We start from the raw sequence: 24,778 nt of genomic DNA, 5'->3' as shown, positions 1-24,778 counted from the left end.
TCAGATTCGGGAAGTTGTGTGGCTTCTGGCGTGCACCAGCGGGAGGAACAGGTCGTCGACGATCTCGGCCAGCGCCTCGTCCGGCACCGGGCGGTCGGTCAGGAGCATCTCGTGCCGGACGAGGTCGGTCGGCATCCGCGCGAGCCGCGGGGTCACCGCGCCGGGGGCGACCTCGCCCCGGTCGGCGGCGCGGCGCAGGATGGCCGACATCGCGTCCGGGATCACCTCGAACGTGCCCGGATCGAGCTCTTGCGCCTCCGCCATCAGCCCGTGGACCAGGTCGGGCCCGAACTCGCCGAACCGCCGCGCCATGTACCGCAGGACCGCCAGGACGTCGCCGCGCAGGCTCCCGGTGTCGGGCACGTCGTCCGCGATCGAGGAGTACCGGTACCGCAGCGCCGCCAGGACGAGGTCGGGCCGGCTGGCCCAGCGGCGGTAGATGACCTGCTTGCCCGTCCGCGCGCGCGCCGCGACGTTCTCGATGGTGAGGCCCGCGTAGCCGGACGCGTCCAGTTCGTCCCAGGTCGCGTCCAGGATCGCCGTCTCCAGTGCGGCCCCGCGCCGCCGCGTCTTCGCCTCGCCGGTCACGTCCACTCCTCCTTTAAGAGACCTTGCGTCTCTTGTTCTGCGCAGCCTACACTCCGGGACCCGTTAGAGACGTTGCGTCTCTTATGAAGGAGGCCCGCATGACCACCGGCACCCGCGCCGCCCCCGAACGGCTCGACCCCGCCCTGCTCAAGCTCGCCGGGATCCTCGTCACCGGCGCCCTGGCCCCGCTGCTCGACAGCACGATCGTCAACGTCGCGATCGGACGGCTCGGCCGCGACCTGCACGCGCCGGTCGCCGAGATCCAGTGGGTGATCACCGCCTACCTGCTGGCCCTCGCCATGGCGATCCCGCTCACCGGCTGGGCCGAAGGCCGCTTCGGCGGGCGCCGCGTCTGGCTGTTCGCCCTCGGCCTGTTCCTGCTCGGCTCGGTGCTGTGCGGGCTCGCCTGGGACATCGGCTCGCTGATCGCCTTCCGCGTCCTGCAGGGCGCCGGCGGCGGGCTGATGACGCCGGTCATGCAGACGCTGCTGATGCGCGCCGCCGGCGGCCGCCGGATCGGCCGGCTGATGGCCGCGATCAGCATGCCCGCGCTCGTCGGCCCCATCCTCGGCCCCGTCGTCGGCGGCCTCGTCGTCGGCCACGCGGGCTGGCGGTGGATCTTCTACGTCAACGCGCCGATCTGCGCCCTCGCGCTCGTCCTCGCCTGGCGCGGCCTCCCGCGCACCCCGCCGCGCGGCGGCACCCGGCCCGACGTCACCGGCATGGCCCTGCTGTCGCCCGCGCTCGCCGCGATCATCTACGGGCTCTCCGAGGCGAACCGCGGATTCGGGCGCACCTGCGTGCTCGCCCCGCTCGGCGCCGGGACCCTGCTGCTCGCCGCGTTCACCGTCCACGCCCTGCGCACGCCGTCCGAACCCGCCATCGACCTGCGGCTGTTCCGCCGCCGCAGGTTCGCCGCCGCCGCGACCCTGCTCTTCCTGTCGGGGCTCTCCCTGTACGGCGCGATGCTCCTGCTCCCGCTCTACTACCAGCAGGTCCGCGGGCACGGCGTGGTCGCCGCCGGCCTCCTGCTCGCCCCGCAGGGGCTCGGCAGCCTGCTCGTCCGCACCCGCCTCGGCGCCCTCACCGACCGGATCGGCCCGCGGCCCGTCGTCCTCGCCGGCCTCGCCGTGACCGTCCTCGGCACGCTCGCCTACGCCGAAGCCGGGCCGCACACCAGCGAATGGCTGCTCGGCGCGGCCCTCGTCGTCCGCGGGGCCGGGCTCGGCGGCGTCACCCTCGCCGTCATGACCGCCGCCTACCAGGGCCTCGGCCCGGACGAGATCCCGCACGCCAGCAGCGCCACCCGCGTCATCGTGCAGGTCGGCGGCTCGTTCGGTGCCGCCGTCCTCGCCGTCGTCCTGCAGCACCAGACGTCCGGCGGCGCCGCGGCGTCCACCGCGTACGGGCACGCCTTCTGGTGGTCCCTCGCCTTCACCGCCCTCGCCTTCCCCCCGGCCCTCCTCCTTGGCCGGACCGGGCCACCTCACGTTTCTGGCTAAGTGAGCACTGTGGCGGGCGAATCTTTGATCTCATAGAGCATCGAAATAAGCACATAGAGTTACGTCTGGTTCAGGGGGAACTGTGGTCGGGGGCTCGAAAGTGTCACGGGACGGGACGAGGCCACGGAGGCGGACCGACCCTCCCGGCCGTTACGCGCCGCTCGCGGAAGACCCGAGATTCCTGCAGCTCAGGAAGAGGTTCCTGGTGGCGGCCGCGAGCGTCACGGCGGCCTTCTTAGGGTGGTACGCGGTGTACGTCGCGCTGTCGGCGTTCGCGCGCGGGTTCATGGCGCGGCAGGTCGCGGGGCACGTCAACGTGGCGCTGCTGCTCGGGCTGCTGCAGTTCGCGTCGACGTTCCTGCTGGCCTGGGCGTACCTCGCGTACGCGCGGCGGCGGCTGGACCCGCTCGCCCAGGACCTGCGGCACCGGCCCGCCGGAGACGGGACGGCCCGGTGATGCCGGCCCTCGACGGGCGCGCGCTGACCTGCACGCTGTTCGTGGCGTTCGTGCTCATCACGCTCGGCATCACGGTGTGGGCGCGCGCCAACACCAGCGGCGCCGACGACTTCTACGCGGGCGGGCGGACGTTCAACGGCGCGCAGAACGGGATCGCGCTGGCGGGCGACTACATGTCGGCGGCGTCGTTCCTCGGCATCGCGGGCCTCATCGCCCTGTCCGGATACGACGGTTTCCTGTACTCGATCGGGTTCCTGGTGGCGTGGCTGCTGACCCTGCTGCTGGTCGAGCTGATGCGCAACACCGGGCGGTTCACCATGGCGGACGTGCTGGCGCACCGGGTGCGGCGGCAGCCGCCGGTGCGCCGCGCGGCGGTCGTGTCGACCGTGACCGTCTCGGTGTTCTACCTGCTCGCGCAGATGGTCGGGGCGGGCGCGCTGGTGTCGCTGCTGCTCGGCATCCACCGCGGCGGCGAGTTCCTCGGCATGTCCGCCGCGACGGCGCGGACCGTCACGATCGTCGCCGTCGGCGCGCTGATGATCTGCTACGTGATGTTCGGCGGGATGAAGGCCACCACCTGGGTGCAGATCATCAAGGCCGTGCTGCTGATGGCGGGGGCGCTGGTGCTGACCGGGCTGGTGCTCGCCCGGTTCGGCTTCGACGTCGGCTCGATGCTCGGGTCCGCCGCGCACGCCAGCGGGAAGGGCGAGGCGTTCCTGCGCCCCGGCCTGCGGTACGGCAGGGACGTGCCGGGCGACGCGTACCAGACGATCGTCAACAAGCTCGACTTCATCAGCCTGGCGGTCGCGCTGCTGCTCGGCACCGCGGGCCTGCCGCACATCGTCAACCGCTTCTTCGCCGTGCCCGACGCGCGCGCCGCGCGGACGTCGGTGTCGTGGGCGATTGGCCTCGTCGGCGTGTTCTACCTGATGACGCTGGCGCTCGGGTTCGGCGCGGCGGCGCTCGTCGGGCGGAAGGCGATCGTCGCGCAGGACCCGTCCGGCAACACCGCCGCGCCGCAGCTCGCGCAGGAGCTCGGCCGGCACCTCGGCGGGCGGGTCGGCGGCGACATCCTGCTCGCCTTCATCGGCGCGGTGGCGTTCGCGACGATCCTCGCGGTGGTGTCGGGGCTGGTGCTGGCCTCGTCGACGTCGCTCGCGCACGACTACTTCGGGCAGGTGCTGATGCTCGGCCGGCCGCGCGAGTCGCAGGAGGTCGCGGTCGCGCGGGTCGCCGCGTTCCTGGTCGGCTCGCTGGCCATCGTGCTGGCGGTCGCCGCGCGGAACCTGAACGTGGCGTTCCTGGTGGCGCTGGCGTTCGCGATCGCGGCGGCGGCGAACCTCCCGGCGATCGTGCTGACGCTGTTCTGGCGGCGGTTCAACTCGGCCGGGGTGACGGCCGGGATCTACGGCGGGCTGATCAGCTCGCTGGTGCTGGTGTTCTTCTCGCCGGTCGTGTCGGGCAAGGTCGACCCGGTCACCGGCCAGAACCAGGCGCTGTTCCCCAAAGGGGTCGACTTCCACCTGTTCCCGCTGGAGAACCCCGGCCTCGTGTCGATCCCGATCGGGTTCCTGTGCGCCGTCGCCGGGACGTTCCTCGGCCGGGAGAGGGCCGACCCGGCGCTGCACGACGACATGTCGGTGCGGGCGCTGACGGGCGCCGGCTCGCACTGAGCCGGGCGTCCGGCGGGCCCGTCGCCGAGGTGTCCGCGACGCGCCCGGCGGGGCGGGCTACCATTCCGTTCCGGACCCCGGTTACCCGCCGGTAAGGGACGGCTGGTGACGGCTCGGGGACGCGCGGTCGCGCGCCGTCCCGGACCGTCCCCGGAATGTTCCGGGCGCCCCGGCGCCCTGGACATCGCGTGGCAGAATGTCAGATCGCGCCGTGGACCACGGCGGACGGCCGAGGGGAGGTGCGGCGGCGTGTCCCATGCCGGTGCCCGCGCCACCGCGGCGCTCACCGTGCTCACCCTCGCCGCCGCGGTGGCGGTCCCCGCGGCGCTCGTCCGCGACGAGGCCGGCGGCGCGCCGCGCTCCGTCCGCGGCGCCGCCGCCGGCGCCGCCGTGCGCACCGCGACCGACCAGATCCGCGCCCGGGAATGGCACCTGACCGTGCTCCGCGCCCAGAAGGCCTGGCACTACTCCAAGGGCGCCAACGTGATGGTCGCGGTCCTGGACACCGGCGTCGACAAGGGCCACCCCGACCTCACCGGCCGCGTCGTCACCGGCCCCGACCTGACCGGCGGCGCGCGCCGCCCCGGCGGCCGCTACTGGGGCCTGCACGGCACGTCCATGGCCAGCATCATCGCCGGTCACGGCCACGGGCCCGGCCTCGCCCAGGGCATGCTCGGGGTCGCGCCGCAGAGCCGGATCCTGTCCGTCCGGGTGACGCTGGAGAACAACGACCCGCTGCGCAAGACCGACACCTCCGCCACCACCGGCTCCCGCGACGCCGTCGCGCAGGGCATCCGGTACGCGGTCGACCACGGCGCCGGCATCATCAACATGTCCCTCGGCGGCGGCCGGCAGTCCTACAACGGCAACCCCGCGCAGGAGAGCGCGATCAAGTACGCGCTCAGCAAGGGCGTCGTTCTGATCGCGTCCGCGGGCAACGACGGCTCCGGCGCCGACCGCAAGAACTTCCCCGCCGCCTACCCGGGCGTGATCGCGGTCGGCGCCCTCGACCGCAAGCTGCACCTGTGGAAGGACAGCAACCGCAACTCGCACGCCGCCGTGTGCGCGCCCGGCGTCGACATCGTCAGCGCCGACGCCAGCAACGGCTACGTCGTCGGGACGGGCACCAGCGCCTCGTCCGCCATGGTCGCCGGGGTCGCCGCGCTGATCCGCTCCCGCTACCCCAAGCTCAGCCCGGACGAGGTCCGGCAGGCGCTGATCAAGGGTTCGCCCGCCCGGCGCGGCCACCCGACCGGCTCGACGACCTGCGCGGGATCGGTCGACGCCGTCCGCGCGCTCGTCGCCGCCAACACGCTGAACAAGACGTCGAAGGGGCCGGTCGAGGCGGCGCCGACGCCGTCCGCCACGCCGACGCCGGCCGCCGACTCCCCGTCCGCGGGCTCCGGCGTGCTGCTCCCGCTGGTGCTCGGCGGCGGCGGCGTGCTGGTGATCGTCGGGCTGTTCCTCGGCTGGCGGCAGCGGCGCCGCCCCGGCGACGACGCCCTGCCGTACGGCGACGAGCCGTTCGGTGACGGCGGGCCGGACGACGACGATCCGACGCCCGGCTACCGGCTGCCCGGCGCGCCGCCCGAGCCCGCCGCGATGCCGTCGCCCGGCACGGTCCCGCCGGGCTCGCCGATCGCCCCCGTCCACACCGCGCCGTTCCAGAGCTCGCATCCCTACACCGGCCCCGGCCTGCCGCCGCCCACCGGACACCCGGAGCCCGCCGCCGGACGGCCCGTCCCGGACCCGGTCGCCGAGTCCGAGCCGTACGTCCCCGAGCACGCGCTCCCGCCGGACCAGTGGGACGAGCCGCCCTGGGAGACCGGCGCCCCGCCGCAGGACGGCGGCCCGCCGCGGCGGCCTCCCGTCATGACGAGCGAGCTGCGCCCGTTCGTGCCGGGCGAGTTCCCGGTCGGCGAGTTCCCCGTCGGCGGGCCGAACGGGTCGCTCCCCGGCCCGGTGGAGGGGTTCTCCCCGGGCGGACGGCACCTCCGCGAGGACCGTCCCGCGAACGGACACGACCACGGCGGCGGACGCCACGCGGCCAACGGCCACAACGGGCACGACTTCACGAACGGCCGGGACGCGATGAACGGCACCGGCGGCGCCGCGACGAACGGCGCGGCTGCGAACGGCGCGCCCGCACCCGGCGACGACGCCCCCGCGCTCGACGACGAGGAATGGGAGCGGTTCCGGCGCAGCGCCCTCGAAGGATCCGGTCTGCCCGAACCCGAGCCGCCCGCCGCACCGCAGGACCCGTTCCCCGCCGCACCGCAGGACCCGCCGGCCGGCCCGCCGCCGCCCGCGGCTCCGCCCGCGTCCGCCGTACCTCCCGTGGACGACACCGGCGGCTTCCCCGCGCCGCCGCCCGTCCCACCGGCGCCGCCCGGCCCGCCCGCCGGCCCGGCGGACGACGACGCCCGCGGCCACCAGGCCCGGCGCCCCTATTCCTCCAACGAGGACGACGACTACCGTCCGCCCTGGTGGTGACCGCCGCCCCGGGCGGGGCGGGGGCCGTACTCCGGCGGGCGTAGCGCAGGTGCCTCCCGCCGTCCGATTCGCGCCCCCGAACCCGTCGCGCAGCATCGAACCATCCGCACACAGGAAGGTCGATGACCATGTTGACGACGCTCGCGACGCATCCCGGCCCGTGGCACGACGGGGGCGGGGGCGCCCCCGGCTACTGGCCCATCTTCCCGATCATGTTCGGGCTGTTCTGGCTGGCCGTGCTCGGTACCGGCTTCTACCTGATCCGCCGCCGGATGTCGGCGTCCGCCGCGTCCGCCGCGGCCGCGTCCGACCCGATGGCGCAGGCGCAGGCGCTGCTCGCCGAGCGGTTCGCCCGCGGTGAGATCGACGAGGACGAGTACCTGATGCGCCGGTCCGCCCTCCGCAACGGCGGCTGACCCCGCCGTGAACACACGTTCACTTGCGGCGAGTCGTCGTTATCCGGCCCGGCATAACGACGACTCGCCGCAAGTCAACGGGGGCCGGGTTACTCCAGGCCGGCCTCTTCGAAGATCTTGTCGATGCCGTCCGGGTCCATCGGGTCGCGGGCGGCGGCGTCGGCGAACCGGGTGAGCAGCCGGGCGAACTCGGCGCGCTCGGCGTCCGTCCAGTCGTTCATCAGCCCGTGGTAGTAGGCGCGGCGGTACCGGTCGGCGACCTGCTTGACCCGGCGGCCGGCGTCGGTCAGCCCGAGGTTGGCGCGGCGCGCGTCCACGGGGGAGGGGCGCCGGGAGACCAGGCCCGCGTCGATCGCGTGCCCGACGAGCCGGCTCGCGGTGGACGGGTCGATCTCGAGCCGGTCCGCGACGGCGCCGACGGTGATCTCGCAGCCCGCCTCCGCGTCGTCGGGGTCTCTGGCGGCGCAGGGCGCCCCGGACGGCCCGGACGGCGGCTCGTCGGTGAGCGCGGCGACGGCGTTCACCACCATCAGGTTGGAGATCTGCAGCGGCCGTCCGCCGGGCGGGCCGGCGGTCCGCGCGCGGATCCGCTTCATCATGTCGGGCTTGATCCAGACCCGGCGCAGGTGGAACAGCGCGGTGCCGATGGCGGCGAGGACGGGATCGGGCCGGTCGCCGCTCACCGGACGCCTCGGACCGTTGTCCAGCCTGCGGTCTCGTGGCGGGGCGTGTCCGTCGCCATGCAAGGGTCTCCCGTTCAATTTCCTGTCACCGCGGACAGCGGACGGTGGCCTTCAACTCTAACGGCTGTACGGTGCATATGTTCTTTATGCGTTCTTTATCCCAGTCGTTCGGGTCGAATCCGGGACTGCGGCGACCGATGTGCCCGCCGTTGGCGGTGGGACGCGGGACAATGGAGATCCCCAGGTGAACGGGGATGCGGTGCGCTGGACGACCGGCGCGGGTTCCGCCGGAACCGCCGGACGATGTCGGCCCGGACGCGTAGCATGGCACCGGCCGAACCCGGACGACCCGGGATCAGTGACCACAGAGGGGACCTGATGCGAGCGGCGAACGCCCCCGGCGACGTCCCCGGCGACGTCCCTCCCCAGGACGGCGGCACGGACGACGGCGCAGCCCTGAAACGCGTGATCGACCAGCCCACCGACCCATCCATGTCCGGCGAGGACGGCGTCGAGGACGCCGCCGCCTTCCCGGCCGACCTGCTCTCCGAGCGCGACCGCCGGATCCTGTCCTTCGAGCGGCAGTGGTGGAAGTACGCCGGAGCCAAGGAGCAGGCCATCCGCGAGCACTTCGACATGTCGGCGACGCGGTACTACCAGCTCCTGAACATCCTCATCGACCGGCCCGAGGCGCTGGAGTGCGACCCGATGCTGGTCAAGCGGCTGCGCCGGCTGCGGTCGCAGCGGCAGCGGCAGCGCGCCGCGCGGCGGCTCGGCATCCGGCCCTGAGTCGACCACGATAGGTCGGCGTGAACTCTCCCCGTTCTGTGACGGCCGTCGGCACCGACGGCCTGGACGCGATCCGCACCGACCCCTCCCGGGCCGTGCTCGGCTTCGACTTCGACGGCACCCTCGCGCCGATCGTGGACGATCCCGCCGCGGCCCGGGCCCATCCGGGGGCCGCGCCGGCGCTGGCCCGGCTGGCCCCTCGGGTGGGCACGCTCGCGATCATCACCGGTCGGCCCGCCCGCGTGGCCGTGGAGTACGGCGGCTTCGAGGGCGTCGACGGCCTGGTGGTGCTCGGCCAGTACGGGCTCGAGCGCTGGGAGTCAGGCGCGCTCACCGAGCCGGACCCGCCGCCCGGCATCGCCGAGGCGCGCGCGAAGCTGCCCGGCGTGCTGGAGGCGGCGGGCGCGCCGCCCGGGACGTTCGTCGAGGACAAGACACACGCGATCGTCGTGCACACGCGGCGCTGCGCCGAGCCGCAGGTGGCGCTCGACCGGCTGCGCAGCATCATCGAGGCGCTCGCCGAGCGCACCGGCCTCGCCGTCGAGCCCGGCCGGTACGTGCTGGAGCTGCGTCCGCCGGGGGTGGACAAGGGGCGGGCGCTGCGCTCGCTCGCCGACGCGTTCGCGGCGAAGCACGGCGCGCCGCCGTCCGCGGTGCTGTTCGCCGGCGACGACCTCGGCGATCTCGCGGCGTTCGACGCGGTGGACGCGCTGCGCGCGGAGGGCGTTCCGGGCGTCACGGTGTGCAGCGCGTCCAACGAGGTGACCGAGCTCGCCGAGCGCGCCGACCTGGTCGTGGACGGTCCCGCCGGAATCGTCGAGCTGCTCGGGACGCTCGCCGCGGCCGATTCCGCGCCGGAGTGACAAGTGCCGTAACCAGATTTGTCGCATCTCGCGTGACTCTTGTGGCACCTGTGGACCACACGTCTAATTGCGCCAAAATATGGTGGATTGCGGTATGTGTGGACATTGGACGGCCACGCGAGGGACACGGGAGGTTGGGACGGTGGACACGGATCCGGGAATCCCGCGCCGCCCGGGCGACGCCAGGGGCACGCCTCCGCACGGCTTCCCTTCCCCCGCGGCGACCCCGGTCCAGGGCACGCCGGTCGTTCCGGGAGCGTCCCCGGCGGGGCTCGGCGGCGCGCCGATCCCGCCCGACGCCCCGTCGCGTCCGATCGTGCACGCCCCGGCGCCTCCCGGGCGGCCCTACGGCGGCCCGGGCCGAGCGCCGGGCGCCGGGACGCCGCCGCAGGCATGGGGCCCGGTCCCCGCGTCGCCCCCGCGGACGGGCCCGCAGCCGGCCGTGCCGCGCTCGCAGACGGGCCCGCAGGCCGCCGTGCCGCGCTCGCAGACCGGACCGCAGGCCGCCGTGCCCCGCCACCACACCGGGCCGCAGGCCCCCGTGCCCGGGGTACGCACCGGGCCGCAGGCCGCCGTGCGGCAGCCCGTCGAGGAGCCGTCCGCCGCGGGCCCGATGGGCTCGCGGGAGACCAGCGGCGTCCAGGTGCGGCTCGGGTCGCGGGCTCTCGACGGGCAGGGGCGCAACCGCAGGCGCGGGCGCCGCGGCGGCCTCATCGCGGGCGGAGTGCTCGTGCTCGCGGCGGCGGTCACGGCGGGGCTCGTCCTGCTGCCGCGCTCCGGCGACGGCAAGGGCGGCGAGGGCCCGGCGCCCGCCTCGGCCGAGCAGCGGCCGGCCGGCGGCCAGGCGCGGCTGCCGCGCACCGGGACGCCCATCGAGGTGGGCACGGCCGACGGGTCGAAGTACCGGCTCGCGGCGGTCGGCGGCGGCGTCAGCGACGACGGGGTGGTGACCACCTTCCAGTCGTCGCCGCCGTCCGGGACGTCGTTCGCCTACATCGAGTACGTGCTGACGAACCCGACCGACCACAAGGTGCTGCTCGACTTCCCGGGCGACGTCTTCCTCAAGCGCGCCCTCGTCACGAAGGCGGCGCAGGGGCGGTGCATGCCGCAGGCCGGCGTCTCGGAGGACATGTGCACGCCGCCGACGCAGAGCCGGGTCGTGCGGCGGCTCGCGGGCGGCGACCTCATCCCCGGGGACGGCGGTGACAAGTACCTGTCGCCGGGCGCGTCCTACCTGGTCCGCGCGACGGTGGACGTGCCGGTCGCGCGGCGGCTGACGAAGGCGGACATGGGCCTGTACGTGTGGAAGCAGCTGTACATGGCCGACCAGCTCGCCAAGCAGGTTCCGTTCCCCGGCGGCGGCAAGTAGCCGGACGCGCGAACGCCGTGGCCGTCCGGGCTGTCCGGACGGCCACGGCGTCGTCGGCCGGTGGCCTGCCTGGGGGCGCGCGGCCTCGGGATCAGAGCACCCTCGGGCGCGGACCCGAGAGGGCGGCTACTCGGCCTCGGGGTCATCGGCGAGGATCCCGTAGATGCGGCGGCGGGCGTCGTTGATGACGTCCAGCGCGCGCGCCTTCTGGGCGTCGCTGCCGACTGCCATGACCTGTTTCATGGCGCCGAAGAGCTGGCCGAACGCCTCGCGCTCGCGCAGGACGTTCGCGCCCGCGGCCTCGGTGACCTCGTCCCAGGGGGCGGTGGTCTGCGCCGCCGCCTGCTCGCGGCCGGTGTCGGTGAGGGAGAACAGCCGCTTGCCGCTCTCCTCCCGGCTGGTGACCAGGCCCTCGTCCTCGAGCATCTGCAGGGTCGGGTAGACCGAGCCGGGGCTCGGCCGCCAGACGCCGCCGGTGCGCTCGTCGAGTTCCTGGATCATCTCGTAGCCGTGCATCGCCCGCTCGTTGAGCAGGGCGAGCAGCGCGGCCCGCACGTTGCCGCGGCGGGTGCGCCGGCCGCGGCCGCGGCCGTGGTGGCCGGGACCGAAGCCGGGGCCGCCCGGGCCGAAGCCCGGTCCGCCGGGGCCCCAGGGGCCGAACGGATCGCCGCGCCGCGCGCGCCCTTCGGGTCCGCCGTGGCCGCGCCTTCCCATCGTGTGTCCATGCATCGCTGTCTCCTTGGAGTCGGTCCGATCACACGGTCGTGATCGGTTGCGATGCATTAACGATATATCGGAACCGCTCGCGATGCAACCCCTCGGATCGGTGGCGGTTCTCAGCGCAGCCGGGGCAGGAGCTCGGCGACCCTGCCGAGCTGATCGTCGATCTCCTCGAGACCCGTCGTGCCCAGCCGCAGCACGAGATGCCGGGCGCCCGCGGCGGTGTACTCCGCGAGCCGCGCCGCGACCTCCGCGGCGCCGCCGGCGGCCACGGCCTGGATCTTCACGGACGCGAAGAGAGCCGGAGTAACGGCATCGGGCGCCCGCCCGCGCTCTGCCGCGGCACGGTGGACGTCCGCCAGCGCGGCCTTGTAGTCGGCCGGGTCGGGCGGGTAGGGGAGCCACCCGTCGTACATGCGTCCGGTGCGGGCCAGGGCGGTCGGGGTGATGCCGGCCAGCCAGATCGACGGACCGTCCTTGCGGAACGGCGACGTCATGGTGGGCAGGTCGTCGAAGTGGAGCAGCTCACCGTGGAACGCCTTGTTCTCCGGCTCCCGCCACAGCTGTCGCCATAGCGCGACCGTCTCGTCCAGCCGTGCGAAGCGCCTCTCCCAGGGAACCTGGGACGCGGCGTACATCGGCTTGCCGAAACGGCCGGGAAAGCCCGCGCCGACCGACACCGTAAGGCGCTCCTGTGAGAGCAGGTCGATCGACGCGAGCGTCTGGGCCGCCTGCACGGGACGGCGGAGCACCGGCATGAGCGCCGCCGTCCCCAGCGTGACGCGCTCGGTCACCGACGCGGCGGCGGCAAGTCCCCGTCCGGCGTCCGCAGCCGCAGCGGGACGGCGAAGCCGAGCGCGCCGCGTTCGCGACCGCGACCGACGTCACCGTCGCCGAGCTGCGCCTGGAGGCGTTCCTCCCGGTGGACGAGGCGTCCGCCGGGATCCTGGCGGCGCGCGCCGCCCGCTCTGCCGGCGACGCCCGTCCGGCGACCGGGGTCAGGGGCCGGTGACCTTCAGGTTGTCGAGGATGTCCTTGGTCGCGTTGCGGTTGTCGGTCTCCTTGACCCGGATCCACAGCCCGAACTTGCCCGCCTTGTCCTTGAGGCCGACCTCGGTGACCGACGGCGTCCCGCTCTTGCAGGCGGTGAACCGCGTGATCGTCCCCGTCAGCGCCCCGTCCGGGCTGGTGTAGTTCTCCGGCGCGGCCTTGGTGCACTGCGCGTGCACGGCCGCGGTCGGCGGCGGGAGGTGGCCCGGCTGCACGTCGGTGGTCAGGCCGATGAACACGCCCGGACCCGTCCCGTTCCCGAGGAACTGCTGCAGGCTCGGCGTCGCGCGCAGCACCGGGCGCGGCCCGGCGTCGTTCAGGTGCACGGTCGTCGGCACCCAGGTCTGCTCCTGCTGCTTCGGCCAGGTCTTCGGCACCGCCGTCTTGATCTTGCCGGACGGGTCGGCGATCGCGACGAAGTCGGTCGGCACCTTGGGCGTCTTGTCCTTGCTCTTCTTTCCGCCGCCCCCGCCGCCGGACAGCATGCCGAGGGTCAGCCCGACGACCAGCGCGAGCGCGAGCACCACCGCGGTGATGATCAGCGGCGTGACGAACTTGCGCGGCGCGCCGCCGCCTCCCGTCCCGCCAGGACCGCTCGGACGTCCCGCGCCCGCACCGCCGCCCTTGAGCCTGCCGAGCAGACCGCCGCCCTTGCCCTGCCGCCCCTGGCTTTCGGGGCCGGGCGGCGGCTGGAAACCGGTGGGCGGCGGGCCGAACTGCCCCTGCCCCGGCGGCCCGGGCGGCCCCATCGGCGCGCCCTGGGGCGGGCCCTGCGGAGAACCCTGCTGGGGCGGGGGTTGCGTCGGGAACACGGTCGTCTTGTTGTCGCCGCCCTGCGGCGCGGCCGGGACCGGCGGCTGCGACGGCGGGTACGACGCCGGCCCGAACGCCCTCGTCCGGTCGTCGTCGGGCGAGGTCGGCGGCTCGAGGCGGCCGGCCGGCTCGTCCATGATCGTCTGCTCGCCGCCGCCCGGCACCGGGCCCGCGCCCGCCGGCAGCCGCATCTCCGAGGTGCGGACGTCGTCGTCCTGCGGCTGGTCGAGCCGCGTCCGCAGCTCCTGCGGCACGTTCTGCGGGGACGGCCCCGGGCCCGCGGCCATCGTCTGGCCCGGCCCCGGCGGCTGGACGGGCGCGGGCGGACGGTCCTGCCGCGCCCCGTCGTGGTAGAAGTCCTGGACGGTCGCGTCGGGCTCGATGCGCGGCGCCGGCGGCGCCGGCGGCGAGTACGACGGCGCGGCGCCCGGACCCGCCGTCGCCCCCGGCCCGGACGGACCCGGCGCGGCGGGACCGCCGGGACCCGGCGCGGTCGTCGGCCGCAGCGTCGACAGCGCCTCGGCGAACGCCTCCGCCGTCGGCCACCGCTTCTCCCGCTCAACCTCCAGCGCCCGCAGCACGACCTGGTCGAACGCCGGCGACAGGCCCTCGCGCAGCTCGCTCGGCGGCGACTTCACCGGCGCCGGGCCCGGGGCCCGCCCGGTCAGCATGTGGTAGGTCAGCGCGCCCAGCCCGTACACGTCGGCCCGCACGTCCAGCCCGCCGCCGAAGCGCGCCTGCTCCGGCGACATGTAGCCGGGGGTGCCGACCGGCAGCGTGAACGCGCCCGACGCGTGCGCGAGCGCCTTCGCCAGCCCGAGGTCGGCGATCAGCAGCTTCTCGCCGCCGTCCGGCGTCGACTGGAACAGCACGTTCGACGGCTTCAGGTCGCGGTGGATCACGCCCAGCGTGTTGATGACCTCGACGCCGTAGGCGATCTCCTCCGCCATCGCGACCGCCTCGGTGACCGGAAGTGGCCGTTCGCGCATCCGGTCGGCGAGCGTTCCGCGGTCGGCGTACGACATCACGAAGTAGGGTCGTCCGTCCGGCAGCTCCCCGATGTCGTGCACGCGCACGAGCCGCTCGGAGTCGGCGCGGCGCAGGATCCGCGCCTCCTCGAGGAAGCGATTGCGCACGTCGAGGTCGTCCAGGAGGCTCCCGGACAGGACTTTTATGGCGACCTGGGAGGCCAGCGCGTCGTCGTGCCCGAGCCACACAGACGCGAACGCCCCAGATCCGAGGACGCGATCGATTCGGTAACGGCCGACAGTCGGTGGGAAGGACACTCCCGTATCATGCCCAACAAACGGGGTGAGTGTGCGAACGAGCATTGAGGCGCGGCATGGCATTCGATGAGCGGACCGAAGAGCTGGCGGTCAAGGCCGCCCAGGGCGATCAGGCCGCCCTCAACGAGCTGCTGCGCAAGATCGAGCCGGACGTGCTGCGGCACGCCGCCCGGTTCCTGCCCTGCCGGCAGGACGCCGAGGAGGCCTGCCAGGACGCGTTGCTGCAGGTCGCACGGAACATCCACCGGTTCGAGGGGCGGTCGCGGTTCAGCACGTGGCTGCACGTCGTGGTCGCGAACTCGGCCCGCTCCACCTACCGGTCGCTGAAGCGCCGCTCGGTCGAGCAGGCCGGCGAGCTGCCGCAGCAGCGCCCCGACCCGCGCCGCACCAGCGTCATCGCGGGCTCCCGCGTCGACATCCTCGACGCCATGGAGGACCTGGAGGCCCGCAAGCCGGACCTCATCCAGGCGCTCGTGCTCCGCGACGTCTCGCAGCTGGAGTACGCGGAGATCGCCGAGCAGCTGAAGCTGCCGCTCGGCACCGTGAAGTCGCGCATCCACGAGGCTCGCAAGCAGGTGCGGCAGACGCTCGGCGAGTCCTACACCTGACCGCCCGGTCGCTCCTGCTTCCGCAGGTCGGCGCCGTCAAGCCTTCGTCATCGGGCGGCAACCGTCCGTTCAGTCGCCGGATTCCGCGGCCCCGCTCGGCCACCATGCGGTGCATGTCATCCGGCCTCGAGACCCCGTCCGAACGCCCGATCTTCGTGTTCGGCTGCCCGCGCTCCGGGACGACGCTGCTGCGGCTCATGCTGCACTCGCATCCCCGCATCGCGATCCCGACCGAGACGCGGTTCGTGCTCCCCGCCTATACGTCGCGGGCACAGTTTGGTGACCTCACGGACAGCCGGAACAGGCGCGCCCTCGCCGACTGGCTCACCGCCCGGCCGGCCACCCGGTTCGGCGAGCTCGGCCTGGACGCCCGCGCGGTCGCCGAGGAGATCGTCGCGGCGCCACCCACCCTCGGGTCCGCGCTCGCCGTCGTCTTCCGCGCGTACGCCCGGCTGCACGGCAAGACCCGCTGGGGCGACAAGCGGCCGAGCTACATCCGGCACGCCGGCGCGCTGCTGCGAATGTTCCCGGACGCCCAGTTTGTCCACCTCGTCCGCGACGGCCGGGACTGCGTCGCGTCCCTCAAGGAGATGCCCTGGTACGGCCAGGACCTCAACCACGCCATCTCCGTCTGGCGCGAGGCCGTCGACACCGGGCACCGGCTCGCCGCCCGCCTCGGCCCGGACGCCTTTTACGAGCTGCAGTACGAGCGGCTCGTCACCGACCCCGCCGACGAGCTGTCCCGGCTGTGCGAGTTCCTCGGCGAGGAGTACCACCCGGCGATGACGGCCCCGCAGACCCTCGCGCAGCGGACCGTCCCGCCGCAGAAGACGTGGCACGGCCTCACCCGCGCCGCCGTCACGTCCGCCCGCGTCGGGTCGTGGGCGCAGCGGCTGGACGCCTGGGAGATCAGCCTGGCCGAGGCCGCGTTCGGCGACCGGCTCGCCGCGTACGGCTACGAGCCCAGCGGCCTGCCGAAACCGCCCGCCGCCCGGCTCGCCCGCTTCGCCCGGACCGCCGCGCACCGCCGCATGGCGCACGGCAAGGCCGACCTGCGCGAACGCTGGCAGCGCCGCCACGAACCGAGCCCCGTCGACTGCCGCCTCGCTCCGGCCGGCGACCCGGTGGCCCAGCAAGGGCATTAGTCGAGCGCTGCGAGCTGGTCGGCGAACCACCGCTGGGGCGGGAGCGCCGTCGCGGCGGACACGAGCCGGGCGCAGCGCTCGGCCCGCTCGTCGCGGGGCATCAGCAGCCCCTGGTGCAGCGCCTCCGCGGTCTGCGACACGTCGTACGGGTTCACCACGAGCGCGTCCTCCGACAGCTCCGCCGCGGCACCCGCCTCCCGCGACAGCACCAGCGCGCAGCCCCGCTCCGACAGGACGGGCCCCTCCTTCGCGACGAGGTTCATCCCGTCCCGGATCGGGTTCACCAGCAGCACGTCCGCCAGCCCGTACGCGGCGAGCGACCGCGGATAGTCGTCGTTGACCTGCAAGATAAGCGGCTCCCACGTCGCGGTGCCGAACTCCTCGGCGATCTGCTTGGCCGTCCGCTGCACCGCCGCCGTGTACTCGCGGTACTCGGGCAGGTCGTAGCGCGACGGGTAGGCGAACGCGAGGTGCACCACGCGCCCGTGCCACTCCGGATGGTTGGCGAGCATCTCCCGGTACGCGGCGAGCCCCCGCACGATGTTCTTCGACAGCTCGGTCCGGTCGATGCGCACGATGAGTTGCCGGTCGCCCACCTGCTCGCGCAGCGCGCGCGCCCGCTCCGTCACGTCCTGCTGTGCGGCGCGCTCCCGCAACGCCGTCCCGTCGACGCCGAGGCCGTGAACACCGACACGGGTCGTGCGTCCCTCGCACGTGACGGTGCGGGCCACGCGGTCGACGCGCGCGCCGAGCACCACTTCGCAGCAGTCGAGGAAGGCCGAAGCCCAGCGCTCCGTGAGGAACCCCGCGTGGTCCGCGCCGAGGATGCCCAGCAGGACCTGCGCGCCGATGTCGTCGGGGAGCAGACGGAAGTACTCCGGCGGCGCCCACGGCGTGTGCGAGAAATGCACGATCCTAAGGTCGGGACGCCGCTCCCGCAGCATCCGCGGCGCCAGCGACAGGTGGTAGTCCTGGATCGCCGCCTTCGCTCCCTGCGCCGCGTCCTGCGCCAGCGCGTCGGCGAACGCCGCGTTGTACGCCTCGTACGACTGCCAGTCGCGCCGCGCGCGCGCATCGAAATGCGGGCTGCGCGGGGTGTCGTACAGCAGATGGTGGACGAACCACAGCGTCGAGTTCGCGACCGCGTTGTACGCACGGTGGAACGTCGCCGCCGGAATGTCGAGCATCCGGACGGCCGCGCCGCCGGTGTCGTGCCCGGCGCGGTCGATCCGCCCGTCCGGAGCGCGCCGCGCCGCCGTCCGGTCCGCCTCCCCGAGGCTCGCGCACACCCACAGCACGTCCTGCCCCGACGCCACCCCGGCCAGGCCCGACACGAGCCCGCCGCCTCCCCGCCGCATCTCCAGCGCGCCGTCGTCGGACAGCGAGAACGACACGGGCCCGCGGTTCGACGCCACCACCACTTGGCTCATACCGGCAGGGTCTCAGTTGCGACGGGGGTGCTTCAAAGTGGCCCAGGGGGAACACTTCGGCACCACCCGGCGGGTAGGCATCCGTACCGAAAGCGCCGTGATTAGGGGGATTGCTCCGGGTACCCGGCCAGAATGAGTCGGGCCGAGACGACCAAAACCGTCCTCGTCGCCGGGACGGCCGACTTCATCCTCGCCATCGCGAAACTGATCGCCGGGACGCTCGCCGGATCGAGCGCGATGCTCGCCGAGGGCGCCCACTCCGTCGCCGACACCCTCAACCAGGGCCTGCTGGAGGGCACGTCCTGGGTCCGCGCGTACACGCAGGCGCGCCGCGAGACCCGCGAGAACGGCCGCGACATCGTCGAGCACGTCCGCCGGTCACCCGACGTCACCTTCAAGGCCGCGCTGTTCGAGGACACCGCCGCCATGATCGGCCTCGCGTTCGCCGCCGCCGGGCTCGTCCTCCGCCAGCTCACCGGCTCGCAGTTCTGGGACGGCCTCGCGTCCGTGCTGATCGGCCTGCTGCTCGTCGTCGTCGCGGTGGTGCTCGGCCGGGACAGCAAGGGCCTGATCATCGGCCGCGCCGCCGACCCCGCCGCGCTGGCCGAGATCCGCGCCGAGATCGCCGCGGCGCCCGGCGTGACCGGCGTCGACGACCTGCTCACCATGCACTTCGGCCCGGACGAGTTGCTCGTCGCCGCCCGCGTCCACTTCTCCGACGCCATCAGCGCCGACCAGGCCGAGGACGTCGCCGGCGAGATCGACCGGCGGCTCAAGGAGCGCGTCCCGATCGTCCGGCACGTCTTCCTCGACCCCACCCAGCGCACCCCCGCACCGCGACGCCGCCGACGAGCCGGCGTGATCAAGACCACCCCCGGGGTAACGTCTCACAGGGCGGACCCGTCTGTCCGCCCTCCGGTCACGTCATGTAAAGTTCGCATACGAGCTCAAAGCGCTCGTTATCTACTGGCGCTCTGGCTCCTATAACTGAATACCGCTCATCCAGAGGGGTGCAGGAAGCACAGTGGCCGACGGGCCGGTCTTCCAGCTCAGCCCCCTGACAACTGAATACCGCTCATCCAGAGGGGTGGAGGGACCGGCCCTGCGAAGCCCCGGCAACCACTCGGCCATGGCGCGCTCGCGATCCTGCGAGGCCGGCCGGGAGATGGTGCCAACTCCGGCCTGCGACCAAGGTGGCGCAGGGAAGATGGGGAGAAAGGCCTCGCCCTCATGGCATTCACGCCTGCCACTGACCTCGGACCCGCTACCGCCCTCGTCTGCCGCGAATGCGGCTCCAAGCGCGATCTCGGCCCCTTCTACGCGTGCGAGGAGTGTTTCGGCCCGCTGGAGATCGCCTACGACTTCGGCGGGATCACCCGGGCCGACATCGAGTCCGGTCCGCGCAACATCTGGCGCTACCGCGGGCTGCTGCCCGTCCCGTCGACCGTCGCCGACACCCCCAACACCGAGCCCGGCCTGACCCGGCTCGTCCGCGCCGACAACCTCGCCGAGAGCCTCGGCCTGCAGCGCCTGTGGGTGAAGGACGACAGCGGCAACCCGACCCACTCGTTCAAGGACCGCGTCGTCGCGGTCGCGCTCGCCGCCGCTCGCGAGCTCGGCTTCAAGGTGCTGGCCTGCCCGTCCACCGGCAACCTCGCCAACGCGGTCGCCGCCGCCGCGGCCCGCGCCGGGATCCGCAGCGCGGTGTTCGTCCCGTCGAACCTCGAGTCGCAGAAGATCATCACGACGGCGGTGTACGGCGGGACGTTCGTCACCGTCGACGGCAACTACGACGACGTGAACCGGCTCGCGTCCGAGATCGCCGGCGAGCAGGAGGACTGGGCGTTCGTCAACGTCAACGTCCGCCCGTACTACGCCGAAGGCTCCAAGACGCTCGGCTACGAGATCGCCGAGCAGCTCGGCTGGCGGCTGCCCGACCAGATCGTGGTGCCGGTCGCGTCCGGCTCCCAGCTCACCAAGATCGACAAGGCGTTCCAGGAGCTGATCAAGCTCGGCCTGGTCGAGGACAGGCCGTACCGCGTGTTCGGCGCGCAGGCCGCCGGGTGCGACCCCGTCTCCGCCGCGTTCAAGGCGGGCCACGACGTCGTCCGGCCGGTCAAGCCCGACACCATCGCCAAGTCCCTCGCCATCGGCAACCCCGCCGACGGACCCTACGTCCTGGACGTGGCCCGCCGCACCGGCGGCGCCGTCGAGGACGTCACCGACGAGCAGGTCGTCGAGGGCATCCGGCTGCTCGCCCGCACCGAGGGGATCTTCGGCGAGACCGCCGGCGGCGTCACCGTCGGCTGCCTGCGCAAGCTCGTCGAGGCGGGCACCCTCGACCCGTCCGCCGAGACCGTGATCATCAACTCCGGCGACGGGCTGAAGACCCTGGACGCCGTCGCGCCCGTCGCCAAGCCCAGTGCGAACATCGCCCCGACGCTGGAGGCGTTCCGCGCCGCCGGCCTCGCCTGAGAACGACAAGGAGCCAGCAGATGAGCAGCGTGTCCGTCCGCATCCCGACGATCCTGCGGACCTACACCGGCGGCGAGGCGGAGGTGAAGGCCGAGGGCGACACCCTGCGCGCCGTGGTCGCCGACCTGGAGGCCAGCTACACCGGTATCGCGGCCCGCATCCTGGACGACGCCGGCAAGATCCGCCGGTTCGTCAACGTCTACGTCGGCGACGAGGACGTCCGGTTCGCCGACGGCCTGGACACCGCGACCCCCGCGGGCACCCAGATCTCGATCATCCCCGCCGTCGCCGGCGGCTGACCGCCACCGGCCATCCCGCCCCCGCCCCCGAGGCGCCGTCGTACCCGCCGGGTAGGGTCGACTCCGATCATGCCGAGTCGACCCCGCCGCGGCCCAGCGCCGTGACGACCCGGCTGGTCCGCGGTCCCCGCGGTGGCAGGGGCGGGGGCCGGGCACGCTCGAACGGCGGGGCTCGGAATGGCGCAGGGCACGGTCAAGTGGTTCAACGCCGACAAGGGGTACGGCTTCATCGCGGTCGACGGGGGCCGCGACGTCTTCGTCCACCATTCGGCGATCCAGATGGACGGCTATCGCACCCTCGAACAGGGCCAGCGCGTCGAGTTCGAGATCACCCAGAGCGACCGCGGCCCCCAGGCCGACGCCGTCCGCCCCCTCTGACGATCACGTGGGCGGAGCGGCAGCCCCATGGCGCCTCAGTGCCGCGCGTGGCGGACGCTCGACCCACCTCCGGTCGCGGAACGCGCGGAACGGATCGCCACCCCTACCTCCCACCCCGGGCACGTGTTCCGCGAATAACGGCGCACGATCGCGTACAACGGAGCACACCGACACACGTCCGGCGGTGAGCCGCGGCCTTCCGGTGCAGGTCAGGGGGAGTCCGGGCGGGTCGGGGAAGATGAGTGCGGCGAGGTTGTGCGGCGCTTGCACTCGGCAGGGTAGAGTGCTAAAAAACGGTTGGCACTCTACTGTGGAGAGTGACAGCTTCACAGTCTGGGTCGGGGCGATGAGGCCCCAGTCCGGTGGCGGAATGGCAGCCGCCGGGCGCGGGGCCGTCCGTCGCGGGCGTCGGCTCGATCCTTTAAGCCACCTTGTTCCGGGAGGACTAGGAGCCTATGGCTGCAAAGATGATCGCGTTCGACGAGGAGGCCCGGCGCGGCCTCGAGCGCGGCATGAACCAGCTCGCCGACGCCGTAAAGGTGACCCTTGGTCCCAAGGGCCGCAACGTCGTGCTGGAGAAGAAGTGGGGCGCTCCCACGATCACCAACGACGGTGTGTCGATCGCCAAGGAGATCGAGCTCGAGGACGCCTGGGAGAAGATCGGCGCGGAGCTCGTCAAGGAAGTCGCGAAGAAGACCGACGACGTCGCCGGTGACGGCACGACGACGGCCACCGTGCTGGCGCAGGCGCTGGTCCGCGAGGGCCTGCGCAACGTCGCGGCCGGCGCGAACCCGATGTCGCTGAAGCGCGGCATCGAGGCCGCGGTCGAGCGGGTCAGCGAGGAGCTGTCCAAGCTCGCCAAGGACGTGGAGACCAAGGAGCAGATCGCCTCCACGGCGTCCATCTCCGCGGGCGACCCGCAGATCGGCGAGATGATCGCCGAGGCGATGGACAAGGTCGGCAAGGAAGGCGTCATCACGGTCGAGGAGAGCCAGACCTTCGGTCTGGAGCTCGAGCTGACCGAGGGCATGCGCTTCGACAAGGGCTACATCTCGCACTACTTCGTGACCGACCCCGAGCGGATGGAGGCGGTCCTCGAGGACCCGTACATCCTGATCGTTCAGGGCAAGGCGTCGGCCAACAAGGACCTGCTGCCCGTCCTCGAGGGCGTCATGCAGTCCGGCAAGCCGCTGCTGATCATCGCGGAGGACGTCGAGGGCGAGGCCCTGGCGACCCTGGTCGTCAACAAGATCCGCGGCATCTTCAAGTCCGTGGCCGTGAAGGCCCCGGGCTTCGGCGACCGCCGCAAGGCCATGCTCGGCGACATCGCCACGCTGACCGGCGGCCAGGTCATCAGCGAGGACGTGGGTCTCAAGCTGGAGAACACCACGACCGACATGCTGGGCCGCGCCCGCAAGGTCGTCATCACCAAGGACGAGACCACCATCGTGGACGGCGCCGGTGACGCCAACGAAATCGCGGGCCGGGTCAACCAGATCCGCACCGAGATCGACAACACCGACTCCGACTACGACCGCGAGAAGCTCCAGGAGCGCCTGGCCAAGCTCGCGGGCGGTGTCGCGGTCATCAAGGCCGGCGCCGCGACGGAGGTCGAGCTCAAGGAGCGCAAGCACCGCATCGAGGACGCCGTCCGCAACGCCAAGGCCGCGGTCGAGGAGGGCATCGTCCCCGGCGGTGGCGTCGCGCTGCTGCAGGCCGGCACCAAGGCGTTCGACAAGCTGGAGCTCGCGGGCGACGAGGCCACCGGTGCCAACATCGTCAAGCGCGCTCTGGAGGAGCCGCTGAAGCAGATCGCCGTGAACGCCGGCCTCGAGGGCGGCGTCGTGGTGGAGCGGGTCCGCAACCTGACCCCGGGTGAGGGCCTGAACGCCGCGAGCGGCGAGTACGTCAACATGTTCGAGTCGGGCATCCTCGACCCGGCCAAGGTGACCCGGTCCGCGCTGCAGAACGCCTCGTCGATCGCCGCGCTGTTCCTGACCACCGAGGCCGTCATCGCCGAGAAGCCCGAGAAGACCCCGGCCCCGGCGGGCGGCATGCCCGACGCCGGCGGCATGGACTTCTGATCGAGCCCATGACCCGGACGATCGGGTCCGGCCGGCCATAACGGCGGGCACACGATCGTGCGGTGATTCGAGGGGCGGTTCCTTCGGGAACCGCCCCTTTGGCGTGTCCGGGGCGTGGGCGCGTTGGACGCGCCCCGTTCGGGAACGCGCACGCCGGCGCGGCCGTTCGAACAGCGGGGGCGCGGTCTCCCGGTCGCCAGGAGATGCTTTCCGCGCGGAGCCGATTGGAGGACGGGCGTGCAGGTGAGCGGCGACGGCGGCGGTACAGGCCCGTGCCGCCGGTCCGGAACGGCTTCCCCTGAGCGGCCGGTGTTGGCAGGATCGCGGCTTGGACGGCGCATCCCGAACGCGCCGGCCGACGGACTCGGCGGACGGCCCGCGTGAGCGGCCGATGAGGCAGGAGAACGCGTGAGCGAAGTGTTCAGCTCCCCGGTGCTCAAGGTGGAACAGCCGCGCAGAGGCCCGTTCGCGAAGTCGAGGTACCGGGTCCTCGACGGCGACGGCACCGTCCTGGCCGTCGCCGGCGAGACGGGCGAGAAGGGGCGCGCGGAGACGCTGCGGACGCTCTTCCCCGGCAAGTCCGATCTCGACGCCCACGTGGTGCTGCTGACCACGCCCGGCGGCGATCCGCTCTACGTGGTGGACAAGCGGCGGGGACGGGAGCTGACGGAGGTGCATGACTCCAAGGGCGAACTCCTCGGCGCGTTCGTCACCGAGCGGGTCGGCCGCCGCTACGTCCTCAGGGACGCGGAGGGCGGGAGGCTCGGCACGATCGCCGTGGACCTGCCGCGCAACAACTTCGAGGTCATGGACACCGACGGCGGCAAGGTCGCGCATGTCCGCAAGAAATGGGCGGGCCTCGCCACCCACCTGCTGACCACGGCGGACAAGTACGACGTCGAGATCTTCGACCCGGTCCGGGAGCCGCTGCGCACGATGGCCGTGATGACGGCGATCGTCATGGACCTGAACCTGCACGAGTCGAAGGACATCACCTGACCCGTGCCCGCGTCCCGCTCTCGCGTGCGGGGACCGGAGGCGGAGATCGCGGGTGGGGCCGGCCTCTCGCAGGACGTCGGCGGAAAAATTTCGACCGGACAAAAGTTGTGGAATGTCCCTTTCGGGACGGGGCTTCCGGGACAAACCTCGAGGTCAGAGCGGTGCCGTCGGGCACACCCGCGCCGGAGACGTCCGACCCGTGCGCAGCGGAGGCCGCGAGTCGGTTTGACGACGGCGGCCGGTGGGCATACTGTTCACTTCGCCCCACAGGGGAGCGGGACGCCGGAAGGCGGCCGGCCCGAAGGGGAAACCACCACTCAGCAGCCGGCGCGGCTCCGCCGTGTCAGCCGTGCCGTGGTGGCATCGGAAAGGCCCGATTTTGCAAAACGGGCCGGATCTGATGAAATGGCAACACCGCCCGGAAGGGCCGCGCGAGCGGACCGGAAAGGCGATCGGAAAAGCCCGGAAATTGACACTCCGAGCGGATCTGATAAAGTAAGAACAGTCGCCCCGGGGCGGGAAACGCGAAAGCGGGTCCAGCGCGGTGGGTGTCCGTTTCTTGAGAACTCAACAGCGTGTTAAAAGCCAGTGCCTTTATCGATCCGGCCGGCAGGCCGGGTCGCCCCGTGGCCATCCTCGTTCGCGAGGGTGGTGGGGA

21 protein-coding genes, 1 pseudogene and 1 riboswitch are annotated in these 24,778 nt (G+C 73.0%); of the genes and pseudogenes, 16 read left to right on the top strand and 6 right to left on the bottom strand.

The window, feature by feature from the left end; translation table 11 throughout:
• Positions 1-588, bottom strand: coding sequence for a TetR/AcrR family transcriptional regulator (locus tag F8568_RS42695; RefSeq protein WP_151599868.1), 588 nt, complete (start codon positions 586-588; stop codon positions 1-3).
• A gap of 98 nt (positions 589-686) precedes the next feature.
• Here F8568_RS42695 and F8568_RS42690 point away from each other — a divergent pair, with 98 nt between their 5' ends.
• The 5 genes from F8568_RS42690 (at position 687) to F8568_RS42670 (ending at position 7,129) form a co-directional block, all read left to right on the top strand.
• Positions 687-2,090 (top strand): MDR family MFS transporter, encoded by a 1,404-nt coding sequence (locus F8568_RS42690; protein WP_151599867.1) that lies wholly within the window; start codon positions 687-689, stop codon positions 2,088-2,090.
• Positions 2,091-2,295: 205 nt separating this feature from the next.
• Complete coding sequence (locus F8568_RS42685; protein ID WP_328601295.1) at positions 2,296-2,547, top strand: DUF485 domain-containing protein; 252 nt, start codon at positions 2,296-2,298, stop codon at positions 2,545-2,547.
• Entirely contained in the window at positions 2,547-4,220 is a 1,674-nt protein-coding gene (locus F8568_RS42680; protein WP_151599865.1) for a solute symporter family protein, read from the top strand. Before F8568_RS42685 ends, F8568_RS42680 begins: the two co-directional genes overlap by 1 nt.
• Before the next feature lie 249 nt (positions 4,221-4,469).
• Entirely contained in the window at positions 4,470-6,713 is a 2,244-nt protein-coding gene (locus F8568_RS42675) for a S8 family peptidase (protein ID WP_151599864.1), read from the top strand.
• A gap of 122 nt (positions 6,714-6,835) precedes the next feature.
• Positions 6,836-7,129, top strand: coding sequence for an SHOCT domain-containing protein (locus F8568_RS42670; protein WP_202126015.1), 294 nt, complete (start codon positions 6,836-6,838; stop codon positions 7,127-7,129).
• A gap of 89 nt (positions 7,130-7,218) precedes the next feature.
• Here the strand turns inward: F8568_RS42670 and F8568_RS42665 are convergent, their stop codons facing one another.
• Positions 7,219-7,812, bottom strand: a complete 594-nt coding sequence (locus tag F8568_RS42665; protein ID WP_328601294.1) for a MarR family winged helix-turn-helix transcriptional regulator — start codon at positions 7,810-7,812, stop codon at positions 7,219-7,221.
• Positions 7,813-8,304: 492 nt separating this feature from the next.
• Between F8568_RS42665 and F8568_RS42660 the strand changes: the two genes are divergently transcribed.
• The 3 genes from F8568_RS42660 to F8568_RS42650 all read left to right on the top strand — a co-directional run bounded on the left by F8568_RS42660 (position 8,305) and on the right by F8568_RS42650 (position 10,833).
• Positions 8,305-8,601 carry a DUF3263 domain-containing protein gene (locus F8568_RS42660; protein WP_151599903.1) on the top strand — a complete coding sequence of 99 codons (297 nt, stop codon included), beginning with the start codon at positions 8,305-8,307 and terminating at the stop codon, positions 8,599-8,601.
• A 20-nt stretch (positions 8,602-8,621) separates the two neighbouring features.
• Complete coding sequence (gene otsB / locus F8568_RS42655) at positions 8,622-9,464, top strand: trehalose-phosphatase (RefSeq protein WP_328601293.1); 843 nt, start codon at positions 8,622-8,624, stop codon at positions 9,462-9,464.
• A 142-nt stretch (positions 9,465-9,606) separates the two neighbouring features.
• Positions 9,607-10,833, top strand: a complete 1,227-nt coding sequence (locus F8568_RS42650; protein WP_151599863.1) for a hypothetical protein — start codon at positions 9,607-9,609, stop codon at positions 10,831-10,833.
• Positions 10,834-10,959: 126 nt separating this feature from the next.
• On the opposite strand, the gene F8568_RS42645 is transcribed toward F8568_RS42650, so the two are convergent.
• The 3 genes and pseudogenes from F8568_RS42645 to F8568_RS42635 all read right to left on the bottom strand — a co-directional run bounded on the left by F8568_RS42645 (position 10,960) and on the right by F8568_RS42635 (position 14,747).
• Positions 10,960-11,562, bottom strand: a complete 603-nt coding sequence (locus F8568_RS42645; protein ID WP_151599862.1) for a PadR family transcriptional regulator — start codon at positions 11,560-11,562, stop codon at positions 10,960-10,962.
• 107 nt (positions 11,563-11,669) lie between these two features.
• Positions 11,670-12,353, bottom strand: a pseudogene (locus tag F8568_RS42640) (LLM class flavin-dependent oxidoreductase); the annotation flags it as partial.
• Positions 12,354-12,551: 198 nt separating this feature from the next.
• Positions 12,552-14,747 carry a serine/threonine-protein kinase gene (locus F8568_RS42635; protein WP_151599860.1) on the bottom strand — a complete coding sequence of 732 codons (2,196 nt, stop codon included), beginning with the start codon at positions 14,745-14,747 and terminating at the stop codon, positions 12,552-12,554.
• Between the two features lie 11 nt (positions 14,748-14,758).
• Between F8568_RS42635 and F8568_RS42630 the strand changes: the two genes are divergently transcribed.
• Entirely contained in the window at positions 14,759-15,310 is a 552-nt protein-coding gene (locus F8568_RS42630) for an RNA polymerase sigma factor (RefSeq protein WP_151545333.1), read from the top strand.
• A gap of 113 nt (positions 15,311-15,423) precedes the next feature.
• On the top strand, positions 15,424-16,455 hold the full coding sequence (locus F8568_RS42625; RefSeq protein ID WP_236010037.1) for a sulfotransferase family protein: 1,032 nt from the start codon (positions 15,424-15,426) through the stop codon (positions 16,453-16,455).
• On the opposite strand, the gene F8568_RS42620 is transcribed toward F8568_RS42625, so the two are convergent.
• Positions 16,452-17,885 (bottom strand): alpha,alpha-trehalose-phosphate synthase (UDP-forming), encoded by a 1,434-nt coding sequence (locus F8568_RS42620; RefSeq protein ID WP_151599858.1) that lies wholly within the window; start codon positions 17,883-17,885, stop codon positions 16,452-16,454. The two genes, F8568_RS42625 and F8568_RS42620, sit on opposite strands and share 4 nt — an antisense overlap.
• 132 nt (positions 17,886-18,017) lie before the next feature.
• Here F8568_RS42620 and F8568_RS42615 point away from each other — a divergent pair, with 132 nt between their 5' ends.
• From F8568_RS42615 to F8568_RS50815, 6 genes are all read left to right on the top strand, one after another.
• Positions 18,018-18,872 carry a cation diffusion facilitator family transporter gene (locus F8568_RS42615; protein WP_151599857.1) on the top strand — a complete coding sequence of 285 codons (855 nt, stop codon included), beginning with the start codon at positions 18,018-18,020 and terminating at the stop codon, positions 18,870-18,872.
• Between the two features lie 85 nt (positions 18,873-18,957).
• Positions 18,958-19,099, top strand: a riboswitch (SAM riboswitch).
• A 16-nt stretch (positions 19,100-19,115) separates the two neighbouring features.
• On the top strand, positions 19,116-20,360 hold the full coding sequence (gene thrC / locus F8568_RS42610) for a threonine synthase (protein ID WP_151599856.1): 1,245 nt from the start codon (positions 19,116-19,118) through the stop codon (positions 20,358-20,360).
• A gap of 20 nt (positions 20,361-20,380) precedes the next feature.
• Positions 20,381-20,659 carry a MoaD/ThiS family protein gene (locus F8568_RS42605; protein WP_151599855.1) on the top strand — a complete coding sequence of 93 codons (279 nt, stop codon included), beginning with the start codon at positions 20,381-20,383 and terminating at the stop codon, positions 20,657-20,659.
• Between the two features lie 177 nt (positions 20,660-20,836).
• Positions 20,837-21,037 (top strand): cold-shock protein, encoded by a 201-nt coding sequence (locus F8568_RS42600; RefSeq protein WP_151545339.1) that lies wholly within the window; start codon positions 20,837-20,839, stop codon positions 21,035-21,037.
• 455 nt (positions 21,038-21,492) lie between these two features.
• Positions 21,493-23,121 (top strand): chaperonin GroEL, encoded by a 1,629-nt coding sequence (gene groL, locus F8568_RS42595; protein WP_151599854.1) that lies wholly within the window; start codon positions 21,493-21,495, stop codon positions 23,119-23,121.
• 408 nt (positions 23,122-23,529) lie between these two features.
• A complete protein-coding gene (locus F8568_RS50815) occupies positions 23,530-24,120 on the top strand; it encodes a phospholipid scramblase-related protein (RefSeq protein ID WP_151599853.1) in 591 nt (196 codons plus the stop codon).
• Positions 24,121-24,778: the final 658 nt, after the last annotated feature.

This window comes from Actinomadura physcomitrii (assembly GCF_008923205.2).
In the GTDB taxonomy this organism is placed as follows: domain Bacteria; phylum Actinomycetota; class Actinomycetes; order Streptosporangiales; family Streptosporangiaceae; genus Spirillospora; species Spirillospora physcomitrii.
The sequence above is the reverse complement of the archived record's forward strand: the minus strand, read 5'-3'. Positions and strand labels throughout refer to the sequence as shown.